This window comes from Robertmurraya sp. GLU-23, assembly GCF_052983275.1.
The window spans coordinates 302,321-328,628 of record NZ_JBRKCV010000001.1 but is presented as its reverse complement, the minus strand read 5'-3'; the positions used below and the strand labels follow the sequence as shown (position 1 = coordinate 328,628).

27 protein-coding genes are annotated in these 26,308 nt (G+C 36.8%); 3 read left to right on the top strand and 24 right to left on the bottom strand.

Annotated elements, in window-relative coordinates:
- Nucleotides 1-7: 7 nt before the first annotated feature.
- Nucleotides 8-640 (bottom strand): MBL fold metallo-hydrolase, encoded by a 633-nt coding sequence (locus ACVBAX_RS01640; RefSeq protein ID WP_430774881.1) that lies wholly within the window; start codon nucleotides 638-640, stop codon nucleotides 8-10.
- Between the two features lie 238 nt (nucleotides 641-878).
- Between ACVBAX_RS01640 and ACVBAX_RS01635 the strand changes: the two genes are divergently transcribed.
- Nucleotides 879-1,052: a DUF2759 domain-containing protein gene (locus ACVBAX_RS01635; protein WP_340904624.1), complete on the top strand. Its 174-nt coding sequence runs from the start codon at nucleotides 879-881 to the stop codon at nucleotides 1,050-1,052.
- A gap of 55 nt (nucleotides 1,053-1,107) precedes the next feature.
- Here the strand turns inward: ACVBAX_RS01635 and ACVBAX_RS01630 are convergent, their stop codons facing one another.
- The 16 genes from ACVBAX_RS01630 to ACVBAX_RS01555 form a co-directional block, all read right to left on the bottom strand.
- Nucleotides 1,108-2,253, bottom strand: coding sequence for a YqgU-like beta propeller domain-containing protein (locus tag ACVBAX_RS01630; protein ID WP_447115632.1), 1,146 nt, complete (start codon nucleotides 2,251-2,253; stop codon nucleotides 1,108-1,110).
- A 73-nt stretch (nucleotides 2,254-2,326) separates the two neighbouring features.
- Nucleotides 2,327-3,514 (bottom strand): M14 family metallopeptidase, encoded by a 1,188-nt coding sequence (locus ACVBAX_RS01625; RefSeq protein ID WP_447115631.1) that lies wholly within the window; start codon nucleotides 3,512-3,514, stop codon nucleotides 2,327-2,329.
- Between the two features lie 116 nt (nucleotides 3,515-3,630).
- Nucleotides 3,631-5,511 carry an LTA synthase family protein gene (locus ACVBAX_RS01620; RefSeq protein ID WP_447115630.1) on the bottom strand — a complete coding sequence of 627 codons (1,881 nt, stop codon included), beginning with the start codon at nucleotides 5,509-5,511 and terminating at the stop codon, nucleotides 3,631-3,633.
- 251 nt (nucleotides 5,512-5,762) lie between these two features.
- Entirely contained in the window at nucleotides 5,763-6,740 is a 978-nt protein-coding gene (locus ACVBAX_RS01615) for an ROK family glucokinase (RefSeq protein WP_447115629.1), read from the bottom strand.
- A gap of 11 nt (nucleotides 6,741-6,751) precedes the next feature.
- Entirely contained in the window at nucleotides 6,752-6,952 is a 201-nt protein-coding gene (locus ACVBAX_RS01610) for a YqgQ family protein (protein WP_119709126.1), read from the bottom strand.
- Between the two features lie 125 nt (nucleotides 6,953-7,077).
- On the bottom strand, nucleotides 7,078-8,535 hold the full coding sequence (locus ACVBAX_RS01605) for a spore germination protein (protein WP_447115628.1): 1,458 nt from the start codon (nucleotides 8,533-8,535) through the stop codon (nucleotides 7,078-7,080).
- A gap of 140 nt (nucleotides 8,536-8,675) precedes the next feature.
- Nucleotides 8,676-10,196 carry a rhomboid family intramembrane serine protease gene (locus ACVBAX_RS01600; protein ID WP_447115627.1) on the bottom strand — a complete coding sequence of 507 codons (1,521 nt, stop codon included), beginning with the start codon at nucleotides 10,194-10,196 and terminating at the stop codon, nucleotides 8,676-8,678.
- Between the two features lie 140 nt (nucleotides 10,197-10,336).
- Nucleotides 10,337-10,528, bottom strand: coding sequence for a hypothetical protein (locus ACVBAX_RS01595; RefSeq protein ID WP_447115626.1), 192 nt, complete (start codon nucleotides 10,526-10,528; stop codon nucleotides 10,337-10,339).
- A 62-nt stretch (nucleotides 10,529-10,590) separates the two neighbouring features.
- Nucleotides 10,591-11,547 carry an L-lactate dehydrogenase gene (locus tag ACVBAX_RS01590; RefSeq protein WP_447115625.1) on the bottom strand — a complete coding sequence of 319 codons (957 nt, stop codon included), beginning with the start codon at nucleotides 11,545-11,547 and terminating at the stop codon, nucleotides 10,591-10,593.
- A 56-nt stretch (nucleotides 11,548-11,603) separates the two neighbouring features.
- Nucleotides 11,604-12,380 (bottom strand): DUF92 domain-containing protein, encoded by a 777-nt coding sequence (locus ACVBAX_RS01585; protein WP_447115624.1) that lies wholly within the window; start codon nucleotides 12,378-12,380, stop codon nucleotides 11,604-11,606.
- The gene (locus tag ACVBAX_RS01580) at nucleotides 12,373-12,939 is read right to left on the bottom strand and encodes a 5-formyltetrahydrofolate cyclo-ligase (protein WP_447115623.1); all 567 of its coding nucleotides are present in this window, start codon (nucleotides 12,937-12,939) and stop codon (nucleotides 12,373-12,375) included. Before ACVBAX_RS01580 ends, ACVBAX_RS01585 begins: the two co-directional genes overlap by 8 nt.
- A gap of 69 nt (nucleotides 12,940-13,008) precedes the next feature.
- Complete coding sequence (rpmG, locus tag ACVBAX_RS01575) at nucleotides 13,009-13,158, bottom strand: 50S ribosomal protein L33 (protein ID WP_066049658.1); 150 nt, start codon at nucleotides 13,156-13,158, stop codon at nucleotides 13,009-13,011.
- A gap of 74 nt (nucleotides 13,159-13,232) precedes the next feature.
- Nucleotides 13,233-13,862 carry a hypothetical protein gene (locus tag ACVBAX_RS01570; protein WP_447115622.1) on the bottom strand — a complete coding sequence of 210 codons (630 nt, stop codon included), beginning with the start codon at nucleotides 13,860-13,862 and terminating at the stop codon, nucleotides 13,233-13,235.
- Nucleotide 13,863: 1 nt separating this feature from the next.
- Complete coding sequence (locus ACVBAX_RS01565; protein ID WP_447115621.1) at nucleotides 13,864-15,309, bottom strand: sugar phosphate nucleotidyltransferase; 1,446 nt, start codon at nucleotides 15,307-15,309, stop codon at nucleotides 13,864-13,866.
- A gap of 40 nt (nucleotides 15,310-15,349) precedes the next feature.
- Nucleotides 15,350-16,531 carry a glycosyltransferase family 4 protein gene (locus ACVBAX_RS01560; protein WP_447115620.1) on the bottom strand — a complete coding sequence of 394 codons (1,182 nt, stop codon included), beginning with the start codon at nucleotides 16,529-16,531 and terminating at the stop codon, nucleotides 15,350-15,352.
- Nucleotides 16,521-17,000, bottom strand: coding sequence for a DUF4912 domain-containing protein (locus tag ACVBAX_RS01555; RefSeq protein ID WP_447115619.1), 480 nt, complete (start codon nucleotides 16,998-17,000; stop codon nucleotides 16,521-16,523). The genes ACVBAX_RS01560 and ACVBAX_RS01555 overlap by 11 nt, the downstream gene beginning before the upstream one ends.
- Before the next feature lie 313 nt (nucleotides 17,001-17,313).
- On the opposite strand from ACVBAX_RS01555, the gene ACVBAX_RS01550 reads away from it, so the two are divergent.
- Nucleotides 17,314-17,682: a hypothetical protein gene (locus tag ACVBAX_RS01550; protein ID WP_447115618.1), complete on the top strand. Its 369-nt coding sequence runs from the start codon at nucleotides 17,314-17,316 to the stop codon at nucleotides 17,680-17,682.
- Nucleotides 17,675-18,184, top strand: coding sequence for a hypothetical protein (locus ACVBAX_RS01545; protein WP_447115617.1), 510 nt, complete (start codon nucleotides 17,675-17,677; stop codon nucleotides 18,182-18,184). Before ACVBAX_RS01550 ends, ACVBAX_RS01545 begins: the two co-directional genes overlap by 8 nt.
- A 24-nt stretch (nucleotides 18,185-18,208) precedes the next feature.
- Here ACVBAX_RS01545 and phoU read toward each other — a convergent pair whose 3' ends face one another.
- The 7 genes from phoU to ACVBAX_RS01510 all read right to left on the bottom strand — a co-directional run bounded on the left by phoU (nucleotide 18,209) and on the right by ACVBAX_RS01510 (nucleotide 26,256).
- Nucleotides 18,209-18,868, bottom strand: coding sequence for a phosphate signaling complex protein PhoU (gene phoU, locus ACVBAX_RS01540; protein WP_447115616.1), 660 nt, complete (start codon nucleotides 18,866-18,868; stop codon nucleotides 18,209-18,211).
- 62 nt (nucleotides 18,869-18,930) lie between these two features.
- Nucleotides 18,931-19,710 (bottom strand): phosphate ABC transporter ATP-binding protein PstB, encoded by a 780-nt coding sequence (gene pstB / locus ACVBAX_RS01535; protein WP_447116015.1) that lies wholly within the window; start codon nucleotides 19,708-19,710, stop codon nucleotides 18,931-18,933.
- A 74-nt stretch (nucleotides 19,711-19,784) separates the two neighbouring features.
- On the bottom strand, nucleotides 19,785-20,669 hold the full coding sequence (gene pstA, locus ACVBAX_RS01530; protein WP_447115615.1) for a phosphate ABC transporter permease PstA: 885 nt from the start codon (nucleotides 20,667-20,669) through the stop codon (nucleotides 19,785-19,787).
- Between the two features lies 1 nt (nucleotide 20,670).
- Nucleotides 20,671-21,642 (bottom strand): phosphate ABC transporter permease subunit PstC, encoded by a 972-nt coding sequence (gene pstC, locus ACVBAX_RS01525; protein WP_447115614.1) that lies wholly within the window; start codon nucleotides 21,640-21,642, stop codon nucleotides 20,671-20,673.
- 128 nt (nucleotides 21,643-21,770) lie between these two features.
- The gene (locus ACVBAX_RS01520; RefSeq protein ID WP_447115613.1) at nucleotides 21,771-22,745 is read right to left on the bottom strand and encodes a PstS family phosphate ABC transporter substrate-binding protein; all 975 of its coding nucleotides are present in this window, start codon (nucleotides 22,743-22,745) and stop codon (nucleotides 21,771-21,773) included.
- A gap of 151 nt (nucleotides 22,746-22,896) precedes the next feature.
- Nucleotides 22,897-24,987, bottom strand: coding sequence for a peptidoglycan D,D-transpeptidase FtsI family protein (locus tag ACVBAX_RS01515; RefSeq protein WP_447115612.1), 2,091 nt, complete (start codon nucleotides 24,985-24,987; stop codon nucleotides 22,897-22,899).
- Nucleotides 24,988-25,044: 57 nt separating this feature from the next.
- Nucleotides 25,045-26,256 (bottom strand): MFS transporter, encoded by a 1,212-nt coding sequence (locus ACVBAX_RS01510; protein WP_447115611.1) that lies wholly within the window; start codon nucleotides 26,254-26,256, stop codon nucleotides 25,045-25,047.
- Nucleotides 26,257-26,308 lie beyond the last annotated feature (52 nt).

Genomic DNA, 26,308 nt, shown 5'->3' with positions numbered 1-26,308 from the left:
TCATTTGTTAAAAACCGTTTAAAAACGGATTGGAATCCATCTCGTCACCAATAGTTGTTGTATATCCATGTCCAGGTAATACTAACGTTTGCTCGGGGAGTACCAGTAGTTTACTATGAATACTCTTTAGAAGCTGTTCATGATTCCCCCCAGGCAGGTCTGTCCTCCCGATGCTCTGCTGAAACAACGCATCTCCTGAAATAACAAATTCTGCTTCTTCGAAGTAAAACGAGACACTACCTGGAGAATGTCCAGGCGTCTCAAAAACGGAAAAAGTAAAGTCCCCAATGGTTATGGTCTCTTCCTTTTCAAAGAAATGGTTTGCTGAATTTACTGATGTAGAGACTGGCATCATAAAGAATTTCGAACCGTTTAAAGATGGATCTCCTAACCAGTTTTCTTCTTTCTTATGTATGTATACGGGTACACGATAGTGGTCTCTTATGATGTCTACTGCTCCAATATGGTCAAAATGAGCATGTGTCAACAGGATTGCTTGTGGTACCACTTTTCTCTTTTCTAGTAATTGAATAAGTTTTTTCCCTTCATCCCCCGGGTCAATAACGAGGCAATGATTTCCTTCGGTTACGATATAGCTATTGGTTTGTAACGGACCGAGGGGAACCTGTTCCCATTTCATAAGATTTTCCTCCATATCATTTGATCTTAAGAATATTTTACACTAGTTTTATGGAAAGGAGAAATATTGCTCAACAGAATTTACGTCAAGAAAGTGTCATTTTTAGACCTCGACAAATGAAAAAAAAACCGATACAATAAAATACGAATGTAAACACTTACGTTACATAGAATACTGAAATATGCACGAAATGATAAAAGGCATTTGTCTTTACCATTTGATAAAGGGGGCTGTCAAAGTGGGATTGGTCATTATATTTGCTTTAGTTACATTGCTATCAGCATACGGAGCATTTAGTTCACTAAAAAACAAAAATTTCCTTGGACTATTTTTTGCTGTAGGAACTTTAGCTATTTTCGGATTCTTTACAGTTATGACTGTGATCCACCATGGATATCCAGCAACGCACTAACACCATAGCGATGCAATAAAAAAGGACTGTGAAAAGAAATTTTCGCAGTCCTTTTTTATTCTTCAATTAAACCTATTTTCTTTTTTTCACCAAGGAGGAGGAGGTTTTCTAGGCTGTACCCGTACAGACATAATGTTCCGTTAGGGGAACAGCTGATAGGTTCATTTACTAAGTCTTCGATTACAACTAGCTCCTCATTAGACTCGATTGAAAACTTAATAAGGTCGAACGTCCCTTTATAAGTGTCAATCTCCGAACTATATTCTGGCTTAAATGTATAGAATGTGTGAGAAGCCTTGTTAAAATCATAAAAAGGAACGGACCATCCTGAAAAATTAGACAGCTGTGGCAACAATAATCTTGACTTCACTTGAAAATTCTGGTCATAAAATGTGTAGTTTCCAACAGTTGATTCCTCACTAGAGTCTATAGTTATGCTAAGCGTGTGTTCCGAAAAAATATCAACCTGATAGACATCCTCCAAGACATCCTTACTTACTTTACTATTAATATTATATTTTTTTAAAGGTGCAGAAAGCGATGGTCTATCCGTACGCCAATCGAGATACAGAAGTTCGTTTACATTACTCCAATACGCAAATGGTTGAGGGATGATTATTTGAGCAAGTGTATTATTGCTTATATCTAATGTATAGGTTTGATACTGCCAATCTTCTGTAAAGCTCGAAATTAGCAAAAGATTTTCATTATACTCATTCCATTCGATAGCCAATTCATTTGAAGGTATCTCTGACGACAAGATGATTTTTCCACTAGACGAGATAATCGTCACCAATCCAGTGCTAGAATTAGGTGAGGAATGAATAAGTATACTGCTTCTAGTAGGGCTAACAGTTACCGAAACAATAGGATAGACACTCGAATACAACAGTGTTGACTGACCTACTACTAAGTCATAGGAATATAAGGCGGACCCGTCACTAGTATCGGTAACATACAGTATTGTTTGATTATCTAACCAGCCACTACCGGAAGAAAAACTTCCCTTCATTTCTTTAATTGGTAGCATAACCTTACCACCAATGAAGGAAAGGGGTATTTCCTTCTTTTTTAACTCTATATTATGTAATGATTGAGGTAAGCTATTTGGTACACTTTCCTTACTACACCCAAATAATAGAACAACAAATAGAAGGAAAAGAATGAGATAAAGTGCATGTTTAATTTTTACTGAAAACACTATTCTTTTCCTCCTTAAAGACAATTAAATTTATTTTACCTTTCTCTATTGCGGTGAACAAGTAAAATCTTTCCTACACATACATGGCAGCTAAAAAAACCCCTAACATCTCATGGTATATCTTTCTATACTGTGATAATGGAAGAGGATTGATTCCTTTCCCAAGTTCAAATGTAAACCCCGCCTGTTTAAACTCTTGAATAAACCAATCCTTATAGCCTGCATGGCTGTCGATATACTGTACAGAACGGTATCCACTGACACGTTCAAACTCATTTGCAAGCAAATGTGCCTCCGTAGGTTCTAACCCTTCATACCCCCAATAAAACTCTTCTCCCTGTGTGTGAAAGGCCAGCAGTCGATGGAAATTTCTGTCTTTAGCAAGTTGAGCCATTGCAATTGCCTCAGGTTCTGTTAAAGGTTCATTACCAGGGAAATCTCTAGCCGACGGTGCTTTTGGTATTTTCCTCTCTTTTTCAATTTCCCATTTTGCCGGAAATTGATTATTTAGATCAACTCCACGAATATTTGCTTTCCAACCTATAAAATCACTACTCCCACCGTTGTAGGTTCTTAAATGATCCCATTCACTTTCTAACGGACCATGTAAAACCAAATCCACTCCATCTGGATTTACCATTGGTACGATAGAAACATCCACACGGTTATAAAGGGCCTGAATATCTACTCCTCTGATCGATCTCTGATTGGTTAATGCTAATAGAAAGGTATTCACTAGCTGCAGGAGAATCGGGGTAGTAATCCATTCATTCGCATGAAAAGAAGCATTATAGTGTAACTTCAAATCTCCCTTGCCAAACCGCAGCTCATGAATTGGATTTCCACGTACACTTTCCCCAATGGTATTTGTTGAGACAAAAGGGTACACTTCAACAAGCTTTTTAATATCTTTTTCAAGTTGGGCTGAATCATAAAAGGTCTGCCCGTGTATGATTGGTTTAATCATTCTCTTTGGAATATGAACAACTTCACCTTGTTCAAAGCTGTTTGGATTCCGCTTCTGATTGACTAACAATAATGCATCAATGGAGAGATTATAGTGAAGAGCTAGTCTCCAGAAAGCATCATTCTGGCCGATACAACGAGTTTCTAGCTCAAATCCTGGAATCTGTAACGTTTGCCCTTTTTCAAGGATCGTATCATTTGTCAGTTTGTTAGCGTCTAGCAGCAAATGAATTGGCAACATAAATAATTGACTATAATAGTCCAATGAGTCTCCTGTCCGAACCTTAACTTTCATGGCCATCATCTCCTTCCTTTATCGATTCTTATGAAGAAGATGAAAAAAGATTCCTAGAAAGAATAAGGAAAACTAAGCTATAAAAAAGAGCCTACAAAAAGTAGGCCTCTCTTTGATCACTCACTTGTCTCTTTTTTGATATTCCCAGATTTTTCGTAAAACCGAAGTAAATCTCCATAAACAATTTTATCAGAGTACTCAAGCTCATTTTTCGCTTTTTCCATGTATGGCTCGCAAGCATCAACAGAATCAATTGCTTCCCCTGTCGATTTGTCATAACATGTGCCTTTCGTGTATACATAATCCTTCGTGATAAAACTTCCGTCACGAAGCACTGTAAACTCTGTAAAGTCTTTAGAAAACAAATCCGAACCAAAATCAATATTTTGCTTAGTATCAATTCCAAGTAAGTGAAGGATGGTAGGCTTTAAATCCACCTGCCCTGAAACATTGTGGATAATCTTTCCTTCTTGCCCAGGAATATGAATGATTAATGGCACTCTTTGAAGCTGTGTACTCTCTAACGGTGTAATTTCTTTTCCTAAAAACTCACCCATTGTCTTATTATGATTTTCCGAAATTCCGTAATGATCTCCATAAAGGATAATAATTGATTCCTCATACAATCCAGTTTCCTTTAGCTCCTCAATAAAGAGTTTTAATGCTTCATCTTGATAACGGACCGTAGGAAAATAATTATTTACTGTTTTATTAGTAGAATCATAAGGTTGAATATACAAATCTTCTTCGCCAAGTTCAAATGGGAAGTGATTAGTTAGAGTAATAAATTTCGAGTAAAATGGTTTTGGCATATTTAATAAATGATCAACCGATTGTTCAAAGAAAGGAATATCTTTTAATCCCCAACCAATCGAGTTTGTCTCATCTACGTCATAATCACCTAGGGCATAGAATCTTGTATAGCCTAATGAATCATACATTAAATCACGATTCCAAAAGCTCTTGTTATTGGCATGTAGAGAAGCTGTGTAATACCCATTTTCATTTAGTATTTCTGGTGTTGCTCGATACTCATTTTCTGAATGAGTAAAGAATACTGCCCCGCGGCTTAAGCCATATAAAGAATTTTCAACGATAAACTCAGAATCTGACGTTTTTCCTTGTGCGGTTTGGTGATAGAAGTTGTCAAAATAATAACTTTCCTTAATAAATTGATTTAGGAAAGGAGTAATTTCTTGCCCATTTACTTCCTGATTAATGACAAAGCTTTGAGTGGATTCCATTGAAATTAAAATCACATTTTTTCCTTTGGCAATTCCAAACATATCATCACTAGGGCGCTTGTAATTCGCTCGGACATAATTTTCAATATCCACCAATTCACTGCCGTCTGCCAATGCTCTTTGAGCGGATGATTTGGACTGTAGGAAGGCATCGTAAATATGGTAATTGTATGTTCCAATATTTTTGACAAGCATTTCTCTATCAAATGTTCGAGTAAGCAGTTGTGGTCTTTCTGCTTCAGCCAATCCTAAATTAAAAAATGCAATGGCAGCAGTAAGTAAATAATACGCACTTATCACTACTTTATTACGATTCTTCTGTTCTGTTAAGGTTGGTCTCCGTAAAACAAAAGCAACAATAAGGAAGAAATCAGTGAAATATAAAAGATCCTTCCATTCTAATAGTTCATTCACACTGCTTCCTAAGTCCGCCATATTACTTGTTTGAAACAATACCGGTATCGTTAAGAAATCATTAAAGAACCGATAAAAAACAACATTACCAAACAAAACGGCCGACATAAGAAAACTTGTTGTAATAATAAATCGGTTTTGACTTTTCCCCTTTAAAAACAAGCCAATACCAAAGAAAAACATTAGGAAACTTAGCGGATTTATAAATAATATAAATTCTTGTCTCCAGTTTTCAATTTTAATATCAAAGCTAGTTTTATAAACGATATACGTTTTTATCCAGAGCAATACGATTGCAATTGCAATCAAAGAGAACTTTGACCACTTCAACTTGTTCATGCAGTTGGTACCTCCTGTATCTTTGGTCAATGGTATATTTTGGTAGAATTATAGTTAACCAAAAATAATCTTAATACTTTTTTAACGAAAAATCAAACTCATCATTATAATTGTTTTGTAGAATGTTAAATGACTGACCTCCATATTACCCTAATAATAGACGTTTGAAACCTAAAAATAGTTTCAACTTTGTCCAATTTATTAAAAAATAAAAAAGAACCTCCACAATAAATGTCGAGGCTCCTCCTATACTACTTACTTACATAATCCCTTATTAACCAAGCTGCACCAATCACACCTGCGTCATTTCCAAGTGTCGCAACAGCTATTTTTGTTGATTCTTTTACTCGTGAGAAGGCGTATTTTTCAAAGTTTTGGCGAACGCTGTCTAGTAAAATATCTCCCGCTTTTGAAACTCCTCCACCAAGAACAATTTTCTCAGGGTTAAGTGTGTTAGCAATATTCGCTAATGCTAATCCAAGATGAAAACTTACTTCCTCAATTACTTCTTTTGCAAGCGCATCCCCATTTCTTGCACTATCAAATATATTTTTGGCTGAGATGGTACCTTCTTCACGATATATTGATGCAAGTTCTCCACTTGAATCATGTGCTGCCTGAAGCTTTTCTTTTCCAATTCGAACGATACCTGTTGCTGAAGCTATAGTCTCTAAGCAGCCTGTTTTCCCACAGTTGCAAGGGGCTCCACCTACAGGGATGGATGTAATATGACCAATTTCACCAGCAGCTCCACTTACACCTTGAACAATATGTCCGTTAGCGATCACACCGCCTCCAACGCCTGTTCCTAACGTGACAGCTACGATATCCTTCCCACCATTACCAGCACCCTTCCACATTTCACCAAGTGCGGCACAGTTAGCATCATTATCAATGATCGCAGGTAAGGATGTTTCTACTTCTAATAAATCCTTTAAAGGATAGTTATCATCCCATCCTAAATTTACAACGTTGTAGATAATGCCTGTTGCATAATCCACTGGACCAGGTGCACCCATCCCTATCCCTAAAAGCTTACTTTTAGGCTGATCTAATTCTTCAAGTGCCTGATCGATTGATTTGGCTATATTAATCGTAATATTTTTCCCCTTATTGCTATTATCTGTTGGAATTTCCCATTTCTTTAAGATTTCACCGTATTGATTAATAAAAGCAAGCTTTGTTGTTGTTCCTCCTAAATCTACCCCAACCAACCACTTATCTGTCATATTTGCACCTACTATTCTTTATTTTTTAATTGTTGAATTTCATGACGGACAATAAATAATGCCGTTTGAAAGTCTTGTTCTTCAATCAACTGTGATTGATACAATTCTTTCAGTTCTTCCTCCATCAACTCTAAATCAGCAAGGCGATCACCAACATAAATAATGGTTCCAAACTTCTTTAAAAATTGTTGAATATCATATGTATTCTTCATGTATTTACCTCAAGCACTAAATTGTGAAAGCTTGTACAAACGCTTTCATAAAAAGTATAATCGAAAACGGTACTTTACTCAATACTACAAAAAAAATATGCCTTTCTAAAAGAAAGACATGTTTTTTATCTATCAGGATCTTGTGGGTTTAATATTTCTGGTCGCTTACTTTTTAATGGAATTGGTGATCGAATTAGAACATCTTTTAGTGCTTTTATATCAAAGGGGATGAATGGCCAAAGATATGGGACACCAAAAGATTTCATATTTGTGAGCAAAAGGATTAGTAATCCGGTCCCTACCACAAATCCGATCGTATGGAATAGCGCTGTAAAAATTAGTAAGCACAGCCTTACTAATCTTGATGCTAAGCTTAACTCATAGCTTGGTGTTGCAAATGTTCCAAGTGCTGCGATAGAGAAGTATAAAATGACTTCGTTACTTAGTAATCCTACTTCGACTGCAACTTGTCCAATCATTAAGGCTGCTACAAGACCAAGCGCAGTTGCTAAAGCTGATGGAGTATGAATAGCTGCCATCCGTAGGACGTCGAGCCCAATCTCAATCAGCAGAAACTGTAAAAACAGTGGGATTTGCCCCATCTCATTTGGCCCTATAAAGGAAAGAGCGTCTGGCAACAAATCTTTATTCGTGGCTAATAAATACCACATTGGCAACAAAAAGATAGAAGACCAAACCGCAACAAAACGTACTAATCTAAGATACGCACCAACAATAGGTTTGTTCCGATACTCCTCTGCATGCTGCAGATGATGCCAAAAGGTAACCGGGGCAATGATCACACTCGGTGACCCATCGACGATAATACATACATGTCCCTCATATAAATGGGTAGCCGCTGTATCTGGCCTTTCGGTATATCGAATAACAGGGAACGGGTTCCAATGTCTACCTGATAAATACTCTTCGATTGTTTTATCTGCCATCGGTAAGCCATCCGTATCAATTTTTGATATAGCTTCTTTCAACTGTTTAACCATATGGGGATCGGCAATATCTTCTATATAACTAATGACAATATCCGTCTTTGATCTTCTTCCGACCTGCAAATATTCCATCCGTAACGTACGGTCTCTTACTCTTCTTCGAGTCAAGGCTGTATTAAAAACTAGTGTCTCGACAAAGCCATCTCTTGCTCCCCTAACCACCCTTTCAATATCCGGCTCTTGAGGACCACGAACTGGATAAGTTCTTGCATCAATTAGAATGGCCGTTGGTATCCCATCTACAAGAAGAGCTGTAGGCCCTGCTAATACGGTGTCGACAACCTTATCCAAATCGTCGGTAGTTTCTACTTCGACATAAGGAATATACGTTTTAAGCAACGCACTCAGCGCATCAGGCTCAAGCTGTTCCTTCTTTAAATCAGCTAACAGCTTCATTAAATAATGAAGAATATCATCTTTTACAAAGCCATCGACAAAATAAAACGCCATTCCTTTCTCTGCGTATTCTACATCTAACTGAATAACATCAAAGCTTTTATCAACACCTAGAGCATCCCTTAAATAACTTGTATTGGTATGTAGTTTTGAACTCACCTTATGTTTTACTGCTTCCATAGCGTCACCTCGTTCAATTGAAGAGCTTGCTCCAAACATTTCCATGTATACTTCAACATCATAGACATCCCCCCAAAAAAACATACGCTATCAATAGAAAAAAGGTAATGCTATAAAACATCACCTTAAAGAAAATGAATTTATTGTTGTAATTTGTCTATAAAACTTTGGTACTCCTCTCGATCAGGAGCAAGCTTTGCTGCTTTTTGTGCATATGTTAGTGACTCTTCTTTGTTTCCTAATTCATAGTAAATGAGGGACAGATTAAAGAATGCCTCATGAAAGTATTTATCAAGTTCAATTGCTCGTTGTAAATGATTTTCCGCAGAAGATAGATCATTTCGTTTAATCTCAACATAAGAAAGCTGAAAAAATAATTCTGCAGAAGACTGATGTGTTTGAATGGCATTAGTCAATAAACGATAAGCTTTATCATAGTTTTCATCTTGAAGATATACCTGAGACAGAATCATCATCGATTGTGAATCTGTAATTTTCTCTGGATTTGTGTAGCCATACCATAACATACTACCCATCGCAGATAGAGTAAGGAATAAAAACAATGTTTGCTGTACCCATTTTTTGAATTTTGGAAAATGGACAATCGATGCGGCTAGAAATCCTCCTACTAGACCACCAAGATGACCAGCGTTATCAATTCCTGGGATCGTAAAACCAAGAGACAGGTTGATGGCAATGACAACAAGAACATTAAAGCCCATTGTCCTAAAGAAGAGGGAACGATAGTTAAGACCAAAGTACAGAAGAGCTCCAAAGCAGCCAAAAATTGCTCCACTTGCACCAGCTGAAAGACTTGTAGTGAATAAAAAACTTGCCAGTGAGCCGCTAAAACCAGCGACCAAATATATAAAAAGAAATCTCATTCGTCCATATATTCTTTCAATCGTAGGGCCAAGATAGTACAATGCCAATGTATTCATAAACAAATGGAAAAATCCAATATGAAGTAGAATGGGTGTTAAAAACCTCCACCATTCTCCTTCTATAATAAGCGGATTGAACTTCGCACCATACTTAATGAGTGTGGCTGTATTTGTGCTTCCACCTTTCCACTCAAGAAAAAGGAAAGCGATGATTTGAAGGACTATGAAGAAATATGTAAAAAAGGGTTTTCCATTTTCAAACATCGACTTTTCAATTTTTATACGATGAATCGCTGTTTCTAACGTAGCGTTTTTTAAGAGTTCAATTTCATCTAGAGAGTACTCTTCCTTGCCCTCAATTGGTATTTCTTCACTAAATACATGTTCCAATTCAGATATTTCCTTATTATATGTGTCCCGTGTAATCAACTTTGTGGTGATATTTGTTTTGAGAATCTTTTTTTCGGAAAGTAGAAAATCATAGTCATCAACCGGTGGATAGGATGACAAATATAAATTTAATACGTTTGCCTCACCGCGAATCAATTGACGTCGGATTGCTTCACCATTATTTCCACAATTCTCAATATCTCGAGAAAGCCAATTGCTCCAGTCTAAGTCGATCCGTCTAAGTCGAATAATTGGCACTTGTTTGTTTTCTACTTTTTCAAACCACAATTCCTCTTGCGAAGGTGAGGTCCTCAACAGTCGATACTCCTTTTTATGAACAAGAAAATGTGCAAGCTTCCAAAATAAATAATCTTCTAATTTGTTCAAGCTTCCCCCTCTTTCCTTTACAAACATTTACTCCCATTATATACGAGATTAGTTCCTAATAAAAAAGTTTTGAGTTTGGTCCTTTTACGAAAGGTAAACATACATAAAAAAGACCAAAGTACAAAACTTTGGTCTTTTTTTTAATAGGCAGGGCGTCCAGAGAATACCGTTTTTGTCATTAAATTTCTAACATACGGTACATTCATTAAGGAACTAACAACCATTCTTCTTATCATTGGACTACCGAGTACGATATTTACCAATCGAAAACGATTTTTATAGGCATAATATCCACCAATACCAACTAATACCATGGAAAATAAACGTGACATTTTCATCCCTCCTACCTATAGTTTGAAACGTCAAATTCATTTTTATCCATGACAAATGAAAATCATTTTTCAATCTTCATGACAGGTTCCATTGTCTTTTTTAACACTTTAACAGAGTGAGCAAACTTTACCTTCTCTGTTTCATCTAAATCTAAATGGACTACTTCTCTAATCCCATTTCTGTTTACTACTGCAGGTACGCCTATGTATACATCATTTTGATCGTATTCTCCATCAAGATAGGCTGAAACAGTAAGAACCGAATTTTCATTTTGCAGAATCGCTTTTGTTACACGTACTAAGCCCATGGCTATTCCATAAAAAGTCGCACCTTTTCTTTCAATAATGTGATAAGCTGCATCCCTTACGTTAAGAAATAGCTCCTCTAAATCCTCTTGCTTATACTCACTATTTTTCTTAATCCATTGTGAAATTGGAATCCCAGCAATATCAGCGCGACTCCATACAGGAAGCTCTGTATCACCATGCTCACCGATAATGTAGGCATGAATATTTCTTGTATCCACATTAAAATAATCTCCTAACAGGTAGCGAAACCTTGCTGTATCAAGAATCGTACCAGATCCGATGACTCTTTCCTTAGGCAGGCCAGAAAACTTCCAGACAGCATAGGTTAAAATATCTACCGGATTTGTTGCAACTAGAAATATACCATCAAAGGAATTTGCCATAACTTGCTCAACAATCCCTTTAAAAATATGGGTATTTTTTTCGACTAGGTCTAATCTTGTTTCACCCGGCTTTTGATTTGCACCTGCACAGATGACAACTAAATCAGCATCTTTACAATCACTATAATCACCAAACCATATCTTTGTTGGGCTTGGAGCAAAAGGCATCCCATGGTTTAAATCCATAGCATCACCTTCTGATTTTTCTTTATTTAAATCAATTAGCACTAGCTCTTCCGTTACCCCTTGGTTTAACAGTGCAAATGCATAACTCGAACCTACAGCACCTGTTCCAATTAGAGCTACGCGATTAACATGATTTTTCATTCCATTCCCTCCTTAGTTCATTACTTATCGTTTCCACAATCATTTATTTTCATGACCTAATACAATAACAATATCGCAATCGCAGGAGCAAAGCCAGATATAAAGTTAACAACGTCATTATTAAAGAATTTCCTACCTCTAATTATGGCTGTTTTTCTTTGACAATGAACCATTTTCTCAGTTTCCACACCACAGTGTGAACACCTATATAACGCTTGTACATATGCACCGAGGAAAGTATCAATGACATTGCCAAGAAACCCCAAAAGGAAAATCACCCAAAATTCAGATATTTGCAAGTTGAATAGCACGTAAGATGAATAGGAAATCACCATTGCACCAGCTACTGCTGCCATTGTCCCTAACATACTTACAGCTCCCGACGTTCCCCTTTCAACAACTGAAAAAGTACGAATAGAATAAGGACGTCTTTTACTTAACGTGCCAATTTCCGATGCCCAAGTATCAGAGTTAGAAGTAGCAATAAAAACACAGAAAGCTAAAAGTAAACTGTTGGTTTGAAAGAATCCATACAAAACGCTTATTAGCGCCGCCATTCCACCATTGGCCAACACTTGCTGATAATCCCGCCTTGAACCCTTCGCATGCATCTCCTCGACTGCCATCTTATCCTTCCTTTTGTATATAGACCAAAGACTTGAAGAAGCAAAAAATATCCCTAATAAGATCAATCCTTTTATCCCTAAGCCAAAGCAAATAAGTAAACCCACAAAAACAGCCGAAACGCTTCCTGACTTTGTCAAGAAGCGCAAGGCATACCCAAGAAGAGATGCCAAAATGATAAAGGAAGAGATTAGGATATATTCAATCACTACTAAAAACCTCCTCTGGGGTAATTAGCTTTTTTACAGGTATATCATGTGGTTCTAACGGAAGGGAAGATAAGATTTGTTCTGGAAAAGCCAAAGAGATGGTCTTACCTTCATAATCACTTAGAAAACGATCATAATAACCACCACCGAAACCGATACGGTAGCCTTTTGTTGTATATCCTAAGCCTGGAACAATAACTAAATCTATTTTACTTTTATGAACTTCAACCGTTTGACTGACAATCGGTTCTAGAAGACCAAAAAAGACGGATTCTAGCTGTTCAAAAGTTTGAATTACATGAAAAGTCATTGTACGAGTCTGCTTGTGACACTTTGGAACAACAATCGTTTTCCCTGTTTGCCAGGCTTTTCGGATGATGGGGTATGTATCTACTTCAGGTGTTCTCGAAATGGTGATTGCAATAGTAGTAGCGTCCTTCCACTCCTCTGTTTTGAATAAACGAGTAGCAATCTGATTGGATTGGCTTTCATATTGTTGTTGTGGCTTTTGCTGAAGATCTTGTTGAAGGATGGAGCGAAGGGACCTTTTATTAGTCAATGATTTTCCCCCTAGTATTTGATAGTTGTTTGTAAACACAAAAAAAAGCAGTGGGAATGACCCTACTGCTTATTTTGTTTCACGGTGTAAAGTAACTCGCTTTAATCTTGGGCAATATTTTTTCAGCTCGATACGATCTGGGTTATTGCGCTTATTTTTTGTAGTGATATAGTTACGATCACCAGTTTCAGTGCAAGCTAATGTAATGTTCACACGCATATTTATCCCTCCAAACTCTATCTGTTCAGACTTGTTCGTTATTTGTTCATACGACTTTTCTATAATACCATTATTTATTTTGAAATGCTAGTGTGTTTTTTTAAAATTGTATCATTAAGATGTAGAAGTAAATTCTTTTCAGTTCCTTGAATCACCCATGCGGTGCCTTTTCTTAAAGTTTTAGCAGGAATGGTTAAATCGAGGGTAAAAATGCTTGCCGCAGCTCCCTTTCCCATCGGTTGATATTTCAATATTCCTTTTTTTTGATCTGCCCATATTTGTTCAGTTGGAATATTCCAAAGAGGCTGTACCGTTTGCTGAATGGTTCCTTCTTCAGACCGCCCATTTACTAGAAACATTTTTTCACCTGAAAGATGAAAAATTACTTTTTCAAGGGGCGATACAAACGAGAGGTGCTCGGTCGCTACTTCGTGGTGACGACTCATAAAGACTAGCTTCATGTTCTTTTCCACTTCGTTATGATTTCTGACATATACTTGGAACAAACGAACTTTTGAATGAATACTTTCTTCTTTAACATGAATGGAAATCGACTCTGAAGAAATTAATTTTTCATGTCCATTTGAAATCCAGTGCATATTCCCACTTATCCAAATACCAGGAATAGTTGAAAACTGTTTTCTCATATTCGGAGTGTGCTTACCTGGGTCCTTTTCCATTGACAAATACGTATTTGTTATCATTTTACACCCCTTGATAGATCGTTATTTGGTTACGGCATTCATAGGACATTGCTCTAGCAACTTCAATACTCTCCGCATGTGTATAGATGGTAATATACTCTTCCATTTCGAACGGAAAAATATATACCCAACGATGATCACTCAAGTGGAGCTGGATTCCTTCTTTAATGTTAATATCCTTCGTCTTTTCAAGCATACTCTCGATAAGTATTCTAACCATTTTACTTTTTAAGTTTGATGGGCAATGAATTTTTGTTACAGTCACTATTGCATCAAATGGTATTTTGGTTTCCAGTTTCTCCATGCTGTATTCACTACCCGGATGGTCTTCATGCTCATTGGTGGAACCATTTTCAAAAAAATCGTTAGGCTGGGAAATGACATGTCTATTTATTATTTTACTCTGTATCTCTTTCTTACCAAAAACCATCATATTATCTACCATATTTGCTCCCTCTTCAACCACAACAAATGAAGCAATGACACAATTTACAATGTGAGAATCCTTTTTAACTTGAACTCCGTCCCATAAGATAGAATCTTTTATAAAACAGTCACTCTCAATTACACAATTTTTACCGATGACCGTATTGGCACCGATGACCGTATTTGATTCAAGTCGAGAACCTTCACCAATAAGAACCGGACCTTCAATGTTACACAACGGATCAATCTCGCAGTTCGGACCAACCCACACACTCTTTTTAATCTCCTTGTATCCTTTTTTTTCTTCCCATCCCAAGGAGGGTGACAAGTAATCTCGATGAACTTGGTGGTATGTATGAATCTGACCAATATCAATCCAATAGCCTTCCAAACTAAAGCTGTAAAGAGCAACATTCTTCTTCAGTAATAGAGGAAATAAATCATGGCTAAAATCGAATGGACGGTCGCTTGGAATATAGTTTAATATGGACGGTTCAATAATATAAATTCCTGTATTAATTTGATCACTAAAGATTAAGTGCTCTGGTGGCTTTTCTAAAAAGCAACGAACTTTTCCTTCCTTATCCTTAATGACTATCCCATAATGCTCTGGGTGTGCCATCGAAGTTGTTACTACTGTAAGGTCACTTCTTGACTCAAAATGGAATGTAACAGCCTTTTGAAGATCAAATTGATTAACCACATCTGAAGAGATCACAATAAATGTTCCATCAATAAACTCCTTTAAAGCTTGAAGACCACCTGCAGTCCCCATTGGGTTTGTCTCATAAAAATAAACAAGCTTTACTCCATATTTGCTCCCGTCACCACAATGTTTTTGTATTTTCGTAGCTAGATGATGGATTGTTATGGCTATTTCAGTTACTCCCTGTGATTTTAACCATGAGATACAAAGATCAATTACAGGAATATTCATAATGGGTACGAGAGGTTTTGGAGTTAACAATGTAAGTGGCGACATCCGGGACCCTTTCCCACCAGCCAAAATCACGCCCTTCATTCTTATCTCTCCCCTACTTCCTTTGTTTGTGCGAACTTAGTTATAACCTAATCTGCAAAACTGTTTCTTCAAAAACTCGGTGTGTATCCTCCGCAATTCTTTTCCAGCTATACATAGCCTCAACCATTCTTTTCCCACTCTCACCTAGTTGAATAGCAAGTTCTTCATTGTCTAAAAGAATCGTTGCCTGCTCAATAAAACTCTTTGGGTCATTGCTGCTCATTAATAAACCCGTGTGCAAATGATGGATAATACTCTTTAGACCTCCAACATTTGATACAATTGTTGGTTTCGAATAGGCCATAGCTTCTAGCGCAACGATCCCAAACGGCTCATACAAACTTGGAAATACAGCAAAATAACATTGCTTAAAAAGGGCTTCTCTCTCCGCATCTGTAACAAAACCAATAAAATATATATTTTTTAGCCCGATCATCTCCACTCGATGTCTGAACTCTTGGAGCATCGGACCTTTCCCAGCAATCATGAAGTAAACATCAGGTCGTCTTCTTTCCATTTCTTTCGCTGCCTCAATGAGAGTATGGAAACCTTTTTCCTTTACCATCCTACCAATTGAAAACACCATTTTTTTCTCTTGATGGATTGGGAATTTATCCAATACTTCCTTACTATAAATAATGTTGGCAATGCTTGTATCTATTCCATTGGGAATCATGACAATTTTATGGGGCTCTATTTCAAAAATGTGAAGTACTTCTTCTTGCATAGATGTGCTGCAAATAATCACTTTATCTGAATAATGAATGAGCTCTTTCTCTTGTTCATAAATCTTCTTTTGCATTTCTGTATATATGCCTTCGTTTCTACCATGTTCAGTAGCATGAATCGTAGTAACTAATGGTAATTGTCGTTTCTCTTTTAATGTCACCGCAGCAGCACCTACGAGCCAATCATGAGCATGAATCAAAGCATATTCATGTTCTTCCATAAGCTCCATTGCTTGATGAATAATTGATAAGTTTAAACCACCCACCCAACGAATAAAACTAGGTTCTCCCTCATTTAAAGGAACTACCCTGAAAATTTCTATATTTCCTATTCTTTCATACATAGGAAGCTCCTCAATCCAAGTCGTTATGATATGGATCTGATAGCCAATTGAGGTTAAAGCTTTAGCTAATCCTTCCACATGTCTGGACAAGCCTCCAACAACATTAGGAGGGTACTCCCATGAAAGCATAAGAATTTTCTTATTGTTCACGTTCCCACTCACTTTCCTTTACATTTTCATAGAAGCTGTATGTACTTACATATTCATTCCAGCCTCGTGAATTTCTTACCAGTGTTTTTGGTTTTACAATGAAATCTGTTCGTTCTATTTGAATACACTCAGACCGATGAACGGGGAAGTATTGATCTTCTAGTAAAAACCCTAATTCTAGTAAATATACTTTGTTTTCCTTTAGTCCTTTTAACGTCCAATAGTTTTGTTGTTGGGGAACTCTTATATCTAAGTAAGGTGAAGTTACCTCATTATCACGTAATTGTTTGGACACGTCATACACTCTCACCATCTGATCTTTTATAGAATCTTTAAAAAAGCGTTGTATAACGTCTAATTTTAGCGGTGATATATACCAACATACGAAAAGCTTGTCTTTAGCAATAAATTGAGTGTGTATCCCGTCCTTTTCCTTTGTACTAGCCAATGTATTGGAAACAATCGTCATTATGCACCTCAAGAATTAAGAAATTAACAGTATATGTTTTCTTTCAATAAAAATACCTATTTGTTAGTTTCATCGTAGCATTGATAGGTTCCTCTCACAATAAACACATTTTGTCGTAATCTGCTTATCCCCGTCACACCGACTTTATAGGAAGATTTATTTTTTAAATTTACAAGTCTTGTAAGTAAAACTAGTCATTTCGACCTTTTTTTCTCATTTCCCTCGACAAAACCCTCTTATCTTCTTACTTTGATTCGAAAATTGTCGTATATAGTGATACAATGTTTTTATTGATTTTTAAGAGGTGAAAGAAATGGAATATGTGTTATTAAGTTTATTGGTTGTATCAATCCTTCTCTTCGTCCTATCCTTTTTTGTTAAGGATCCGATGAAAGAGCTTAAGAGCGAAATCGATCAGTTATCCCTAAACCAAATTCAAGAGCTATACCAAATGAAGAGAAAAATAAAGATTCTTGAAGAGGAACTTCTAGTACCCGATTCAGACTTCTCTGGTACCGCTTCTCAAAAAAGAGAAGTTCATGCAATATTAAAGAATCAAGTTTGGTCATTATCCCAACAAGGTCTCTCCATTGAACAAATCGCGAAGCAATCTTCTCTTCCTATCGAGGATGTTGAGATTATTTTAAATGAATTTTCTATGAGGGGAGAAACATATGAATAAGATTCACCTAAGAGCATTTGCTTTTGGTCTCCTCTTATCCACTTGTATATTTGGGTCCTATTATTATTTTTCTGGAGACAATGGAGCAGCAGCAAAATTAAGCAATGAAGAGTTAATTGCTCAAGTAGAAGATAAGGGATATAAAGTAGTTGATGAAAAAGTATATGCAGAGTTAGAAGCAAAGGCAAAAGACACTGAAGCAACACCAACTGAAGAAGAAACAAAAGTGACTGAACAAACAGATACCACGAAAGAAGAGACAGCAAAAGAAGAAGAACAACCTGCAGAAGCTGTTAAGGAATACAAACTTAACATTATTAGTGGTATGCAATCAAGTGAAATTGCCACACTTTTAAAGGACGCAGGAATCATCACTGATGCTTTTGAATTCGAGCAATATTTAATCAATACAGGTTATCATACGAAAGTACAACTAGGTGAGTTTGTCGTAAAAAGCGATATGACCTACGAACAACTTGCAAAGATCATAACAAAAAGCTGAAGATAATCTCTTCAGCTTTTTATATTACTCATTTAAATCATAGTGTCTACCTTTAACAAGATAAAACGTGTGTTCAGCAATATTGGTCACATGGTCCGCTGCTCTTTCTAAGTAACGGCAAGTAAACGATAGTTGTGTAATTTGCGCCAAAAATTCTGGCTTTTCCTGATTAATTCTTAATAGTTCCTGTATCGTTTGACCGTATAAATGATCAACCTCATCATCCATATCCGCCACTTGTTTTGCTTTTTGCACATCTTCTTCGATGAAGGATTCTAACGAAAGCTTCAACATTTTAGAGGTAGCCTCATACATTTCTCTAATACGAACAATCGGCTTAACATGTTCCTCACTACCAATTCGAATAGCTGATTTAGCAACGTTTACGGCAAAATCGGCTATTCGCTCGATATCTGTTGCAATTTTAATGGCAACAATAATTCGACGTAAGTCAATCGCCACAGGCTGTTGCTTTGCAATTAAAAGAATAGCAAAGTCGTTAATTTCTTCATACAAGACATCTGCTCTCGTATCATTCTCCATAATTTCTAAAGCGAGTTCCACGTTCTTAGTTTCTAATGCTTTAATTGCTTCGCTTAATGCATGATCAGCGAATTCACCAAGTTCCATCAACTTATTCTGAAGTTCCTTAAGATCAAAATGAAATTTTTCACGTACAACCATATTTGTCTTCCTTTCATCTCCGATTGGTATTGTTAACAATCAAATCGTTTGTTTTGTTTATATTATCCGAAGCGACCAGTAATATAGTCTTCTGTACGTTGATCAGAAGGAGTTGAGAATATTTTATTCGTATCGTCAAATTCAATTACTTCTCCATTTAAGAAAAATGCCGTTTTATCCGAAATACGTGCAGCTTGCTGCATATTATGTGTAACAATTATAATACTATATTCCTTTTTAAGCTCTTGAACCAGTTGCTCTACTTTAAGAGTTGAAATTGGGTCAAGGGCTGACGTTGGTTCATCCATTAAAATAACATCTGGCTCGATGGCTAAACAGCGTGCAATACAAAGACGTTGTTGCTGACCACCTGAGAGACCGTACGCATTCTCATTCAAACGATCCTTTACTTCATCCCAAATTGCCGCACCGCGCAAACTCTTTTCAACGATCTCATCAAGTACTTTTTTATTGCGAATTCCATGAATTTTAGGTCCATATGCAATATTTTCATAAATGGATTTTGGGAATGGATTTGGTTTTTGGAAAACCATTCCTACATTTGTTCGTAAATCTTCCACTTTATATGCTTTATCTAGTATACTTCTTTCACGATACATGATATCTCCAGAAATTTTCACTACTGGAATCAGTTCAACCATTCGATTTAACGTTTTGATAAATGTTGACTTCCCACATCCTGAAGGACCAATGATAGCTGTTACTTCCCTCTCATTTATATCAAGATTAATGTTTTTTAATGCATGATCTGTGCCGTACCAAAGGTTCAAATCCTTCGTTTGATAAGCAAGGCTTTTCTTGCTTTCTTTGTTTACACTCATATTATCACTAGATTCTTCCGCTGTTTTATTTTCACTATATGTTGAAACGACCATCGTAAAACCCCTCCACCCAATTAAAATCTTCTTTGAAATTTGTTTCTTATTAACACCGCTATTGAGTTCATTATGAATAAAACCAATAATAGAACAACAATTGTTGCAGCCGCTAGGTTTGCATATTCATCTACTAAAGCTGAATCAATAGTCCAGTAATAAATTTGCAGTGGCATGACCGTAAATTTATCTAAAAGTCCTTCAGGTAGTGGAATAATAAATGCTGGAATACCAATTACTACAAGTGGTGCTGTTTCACCAATTGCACGGGATAATGCTAAAATAACTCCAGTTAAAATCCCTGGTAGTGCAGCAGGTAAAACTACGTTTTTAATCGTTTGCCATTTCGTCGCTCCCATTCCATAAGAAGCTTCCCTTAAGAACTGTGGAACCGCACGGATGGCTTCTTGACTTGCCACGACTACTACAGGAAGAACCAATAGAGCCATGGTAAAGCCTCCGGCTAAAACTACTGCTCCTAAATTTAATCCTCTTACAAAGATTGTTAAACCCAAAATTCCAAAAACGATAGAAGGAACTCCGGCAAGATTAGATATATTCATTTGTATAAAGGCTTGTAAACGACCCTTTTTTGCATATTCTTCTAAATAAATGGCAGTACCTACTCCTAGGATTAATGTTACTGGTGCGACCACTAGCATTAGCCACAAGGTACCCATGATTGCTCCCTTAATACCGGCTCTCTCAGCGTTGGTAGAGAGTCTGTTATTTAAGAAATCAAAATCAATCCAGCCAAGGCTCTGTGCAACTACACGATAAATTAGTACAACTAAAACAAGAATTCCAAATAAGGTAGCTAAAAGAAACAATGTTTTTGCTATACGATTAGTAAGTAAACGTGATGTCATCTTTTTTTGAACTTGATTTGTATCAACGTATTTCATCTTAATATTCCTCCCTAAACTTACGAGAGATATACTGGGCAATTAAATTCATGACTAGTGTAAAAACAAATAAAGTCATTGCCACTGCGTAAAGACTGTAATAAAGCGTGGAACCTGCAGGAGCATCTCCTCCTGTAACTTCTACTATATATGCAGTCATCGTTTGCATGGATTGGGTAATATCAAATGTGAAGACTTTGTTACTTCCACTTGCTATTGTTACGATCATCGTTTCACCAATTGCACGGGAAATTCCGAGAACAAATGAAGCAACAATTCCAGATATAGCAGCGGGAACGACTACCTTCCAAGTTACTTCAAACTTTGTCGACCCTAATCCTAACGCTCCTTCCCTCATTGCATTAGGTACGGAGCTCATTGCGTCTTCCGAAAGAGAAGCAACCATTGGAATAATCATAATCCCCATAACTATACCCGGACTGAGGATATTGGTAGGCTCAAGTGTAGGTATAAGCTTTGTTAATAGGGGAGTCACAAATGTAAAAGCAAAGAAACCATATACAATCGTTGGAATACCTGCAAGTATTTCTAACATTGGTTTTAGTAATTTTCTCACTCTCTCCGACGCATACTCACTTAAATAGACAGCTGTCATTAGTCCAATAGGAATCGCTACTAACATAGCTATAGCAGAAGATATGATGGTCGCAGTTAGTAATGGTAAAACACCAAACTGTGCACTTTCACCAAGCGGCTTTAAGACTGTGCCTGTAAAAAACTCTACAAAGGAGACCTCTCTAAAAAACGCGATTGTTTCTGTTAATAAGGTTAGTACAATACCTATAGTTGTTAAAATAGAAATAATAGCAATTGTAAGTAGTATTTTAGGCATTAACCCCTCTAAAACACTTGCCGTACTAACAGAACGCTTGTTTTTCTCAATCATCTCTCGAACACTTAACGTATTTGAATCCCTTGTTACATCTTTTCCCAAGGATAAAACCCCTTTCATCCAAACCCTATCATCCTTATCATGCAAAGAATGATTCATTTTATTCTAATATTAAACAGCTAAGAAGATGAGAACGAACCCCTCTCATCTTCTTAGTAATCCAGATTAGTATCTGAATACCTTTTTTATTATTTTAAGCCTTCGAGAGTGCTGATTGCTGATTCCACTTCCTCGTCAGTTAAAGGAGCGAAACCAGTATTTTTAGCAACTTCTTGAGCATTCTCCATTGTATAGATTGCATAATCTAATACTTGTGGCTTTTCTTTTGCCATATTTACGTTTAAGTATGTGAATACCGGACGTGTGAATGGAGAATATGCAAATTCTTCACCTTCACCAATTGTTTCTAAAGTAGGCTCAACCGCACCGTTACCAAAGTCTACTTTAACAGCTTTTAATTTATCTTTGTTGTTTTCATAATACCCGTATCCGAAGAAAGCAATAGCATTCTTGTCTTTAGAAACTAAGTCAACAAGGGTTGAATAATCTTGCTGAAGGTTTACACCTTCTACTAAGTCTTGCTCTTCAAGAATTGATTCCCAGAAGAACTCATACGTACCGTGGTTTTCATTAGGTCCCATCGTTACGATCGGCTCATTCGGAAAATCTGGGCGAATATCTGACCAGTTTTTCTTTTCACCTAAGAAAATTTGTTTTACTTCATCTTGAGTGAGCTCTTCAGCCCAGTCATTGTCGCTATTAATTACAAAAGTTAATCCGTCTAAAGCAACTTTCATTTCTTGAACTTCAATCCCTAATTCTTCAGCAGTCGCAGTTTCTTCTTCCTTGATGTGACGAGAAGCATCGTTGAAATCTGTTCCATCTTCAACTAAGAACTTCTTGAATCCAGCGGATGTACCAGCACGTCCAACTTCAACTGAAACATTTTCTTGAGCATTTGTCATATATTGTTCAGCCATTTCAACCATGAACGGATAAACTGTACCAGAACCATCAATTACTACAGATCCTTCTAATTCAGCTGTTTCGTTAGTACCTTCTGTACCTTCTTCAGTAGCTTCTTCCCCGCCACCACAAGCAGCAATAATGGACATAACAGCTGCAAGCATTAGAAGTAGGCTGAGTTTCTTGAGATTTTTCATTCGGTAATTCCTCCTAAGAAATAAAGGTTGTTTTATTGTGTCCTACAAGTAATACATTAATACTGAACTGTTAAAGGGGTTTTAACCGTTTGTAAAGGTTTTGTAAATTAAGTAGAAATGTGTGTGAACGTGTCGGAATTTGGGCAAAGTACTACCTTGTTTTCTTTAAGCGAAAGTATGCATCCAGTACTTTTTTCCCCATTTCCAAATTAGGAGAAGGTCCTTTTTCCCCTGTATATACCCACGGGACAACAATAGCCATCGAAATCTCTGGATTGTTGGAAGGTGCATACGCCACTAAGCTCAAATTCATCACTGCAGGCGGCTCTTTATATAAATGTCTTGATGGCCCATCATAAAAAGCCTGTGCGGTTCCCGTTTTTCCAGCTGGTGAATAGCCAGCATCCTTAAATTCTTTATAGGCCGTTCCTAACGGATGCTGCATGACTTGGCGAAAGCCCTCTTGAACCCTCTTCATATTCGACTCATTAACATCAATTCGATTAAGTATTTTTGGCTTAATTTCCCGCACGAGTGTCCCAGGAGCATGTATATTTTGGAGGTTCGTTTGCCTTATCTCCTTTACCATTCTTGGCTGTAGCCGATTTCCTCCATTGGCGATTGTACTTACATACTGTGCAAGCTGCATGGGTGTATATGTATCATATTGCCCGATCACTAAATCCAATAAAAATCCGGGTTTTGAGCTTGTCCCCTTATACCCGATAGTTTCATTGGGAAGATCAATTCCAGTTCTAGTTCCAAGACCAAATTGACCGAAGGAATCTCGAACAATATGAAAGGTATTTGGTTCTAAAATTAATGGTTTATCGTATGCATAATGACCTTTTCCAATCTTTATTGCGGTATGAAACATGTACACATTAGAAGATCTTCTTAAGGCGTATACATCATCTATCGGACCAAAATTCTGCCATGATTTCTTCACAGGAGTTCCTTTAATTTTCATAGGGGCATCAACTAGTACGGTTCTAGGCTTTAATACTCCCCGTTGATAACCTGTCAAAATTGTTGCACCTTTTACAGTCGAACCGACATTATAGGAAGTAGTAATATTTCCTAATGAAAAATCTTCTAATTCATAGTTCCCATCATCATTTTGCACCAATAACTTTCCAGCCATCGTTAAAACTTCCCCTGTACGAGGATCCATTAAGACGACAAATGCTCGGTCTAAAAACTCGGTATCCTTGTTGTTTGCCTTCGTTTTCATAAGAACGTCTTCAATTATTTTTTCGACGGCTAGTTGCAATTCCATATCGATACTTAATATAAGATCATTCCCTTGCTCACCTTCAGAAATAGTTTGTGACTCAATAATTTCTCCAGATTTGTTTGTGACCTTCTTAATCTTTGATTTTTGTCCGCTAAGGACGTCCTCGTACTGATATTCAATATAACTTTTTCCAACCCGGTCGTTACGGTTATACTCTCTTGCAACATAATAATCCAGATGATCTCTTGGTATTCCTTCCTTTGTGTCAGTCACTTTTCCAAGTACTGTTTTTAACGTATTGTTAAACTTATACACTCTCTCCCAATCAGTTATCGTTTCTATACCAGGTAAGGATTGCAGGCTCTCACTTACTTCTGCAAACTCTTTATCAGAGACATCTTTATTTTTTATCACTTGAGGAGTAAATTCCGTACTGTTTCTTAATTCCTTCCATATGGATATAATCTCTAAATCATGTTCTTTGAATTGTTCGATATCACTTTGCGTTATACGTTCTAGCGTTATTTGGTAAATCTTTTTGTTCCACTCCTGGTTGGTTAGTCCTTTTTTTAATGTTTTCCTTTCTTTTTCCTGCAACTTGTTTTCTGCTTCATCAGGGAAACGCATCATCCAATACTCTTTTTTGTCTCGATCGGAAATCCTGCTATAATCCATTGTAATAATTGAAGCCAATCTCTCTGCAACCTGTAACATTTCTTTAGGTCCATGTCCCTGGTTAATATAAGCGATTGCCTTTTGAGGGGCATTGTCCACTATCATTCTAAAGTTTCTATCGTACATACGACCTCTTGGAACCGGATGATTGATAGTAACATCCTCGGTTCTTTCTATCTCCCTACGATAATCTTCTCCATAGACAATTTGGATAAAGCCAAGACGAAGGACAAGAATGGAAAAGAGCAAAAACACGAAAAAAAACAGCATATTTAACCGAACAGGTAGCTGCTTTCTCTTCTTTTTTTTCTTCTTTTCCTGCTGATGCATGTCTTCACCTCATTTCAGCACCTCTCCCAAAATTCAATTTTAGGAGAGGCGTTAGGATCAATGAAATTCAATTTTCCTAATAAAAAAATAAATTAGACTATGACCTGATCCGATCAATAATAAAAGGATTGGGATACTTGCCTTTGGATCAAAAAATGATACAGCCATTAAAAAGATAAGAATTGAGACTATTCTTCCCGAATTCAGAAAAATTTCTCTGACCACTATATATTCAATTCTCATTTCTGCAGCATTCCAGCCTTTACCGATAACATCGTAAGTCATCGATAAATATGGAACCAACAGCATCGGGTATGCAATAGCAATAATGGAAGCGTAAATTAAAAGCTTTGTATAAGTGAGGTTAAATACTAATAACAAAATAGCTAAATACAATAGGATACCACCGAGAAGAATGGCTTTTTTTCGATGTTGTTTTTTAATCCACCGTGAAGCAAAGTAGTACCCAATAAAAGCAATACCAGAATTCACTAATCCAAAGGTACCAAGTGCCATTTCGCTTCCAGTCGTAATAAATACAAAGACCGAAATGACAAAGACAAACGTTCCTTCTCTCATTCCTTGGACAAAATGTGCGTTTGTAATTTGCCTCCAATTAAAGTTGTTTTTTCTCTCTTGTAAAATCCTTAGAAACATGTATCTTCCATTCGCAGGCCTTCTCTTTAAGAAGAAACTTAAAATAACCGCAACAGAAAATAACCCTAAGGATGTAGCAAAGATAACAGAATACCCAGTGAATTTCTCAAGTTTTGATATCACAGTTCCAGCTGCAATAGGACCGATCATTCCTCCAACAGAAGACAGAATTCCCAAAAAGCCATTAAAGAAATCTCTTGTTTCTGGCTCCGTAACTTCAAAGGTCAGCACATTAAAGGCCAGCCAGTAAAAACCATAACCAATTCCTAGTAATCCTCCTAACACAACTAAAAATTGCGAAGCATTGGTTCCTATTGTTAAAACGGTTAGGTAGAAAATGGCTAAAAAAATGACTCCGATACGTAAAACGATTACTCGGTCAATCTTTTTAGCCCATCTGCCTGCTAGGATAAATGTTAAAGGTTGGAGAACAACAACTGAGAGGTTATAAATAGCTAAATCTTTAAAATCACCGGATTGTTTCCATAAATAAATATTTACAAATGTATTGGATAAAGCAACACTTAAGGAATACAGACCTCCGATTAACAAAAGCAAAAGCAAATCCTTTGTCAGATCGATGTCACCAATTAATTTTTTAACTTTACTCATGTATAGAAACTCCCCTTCATATCTAAGGGTAGTTTTCAACAAGCTCACCTTA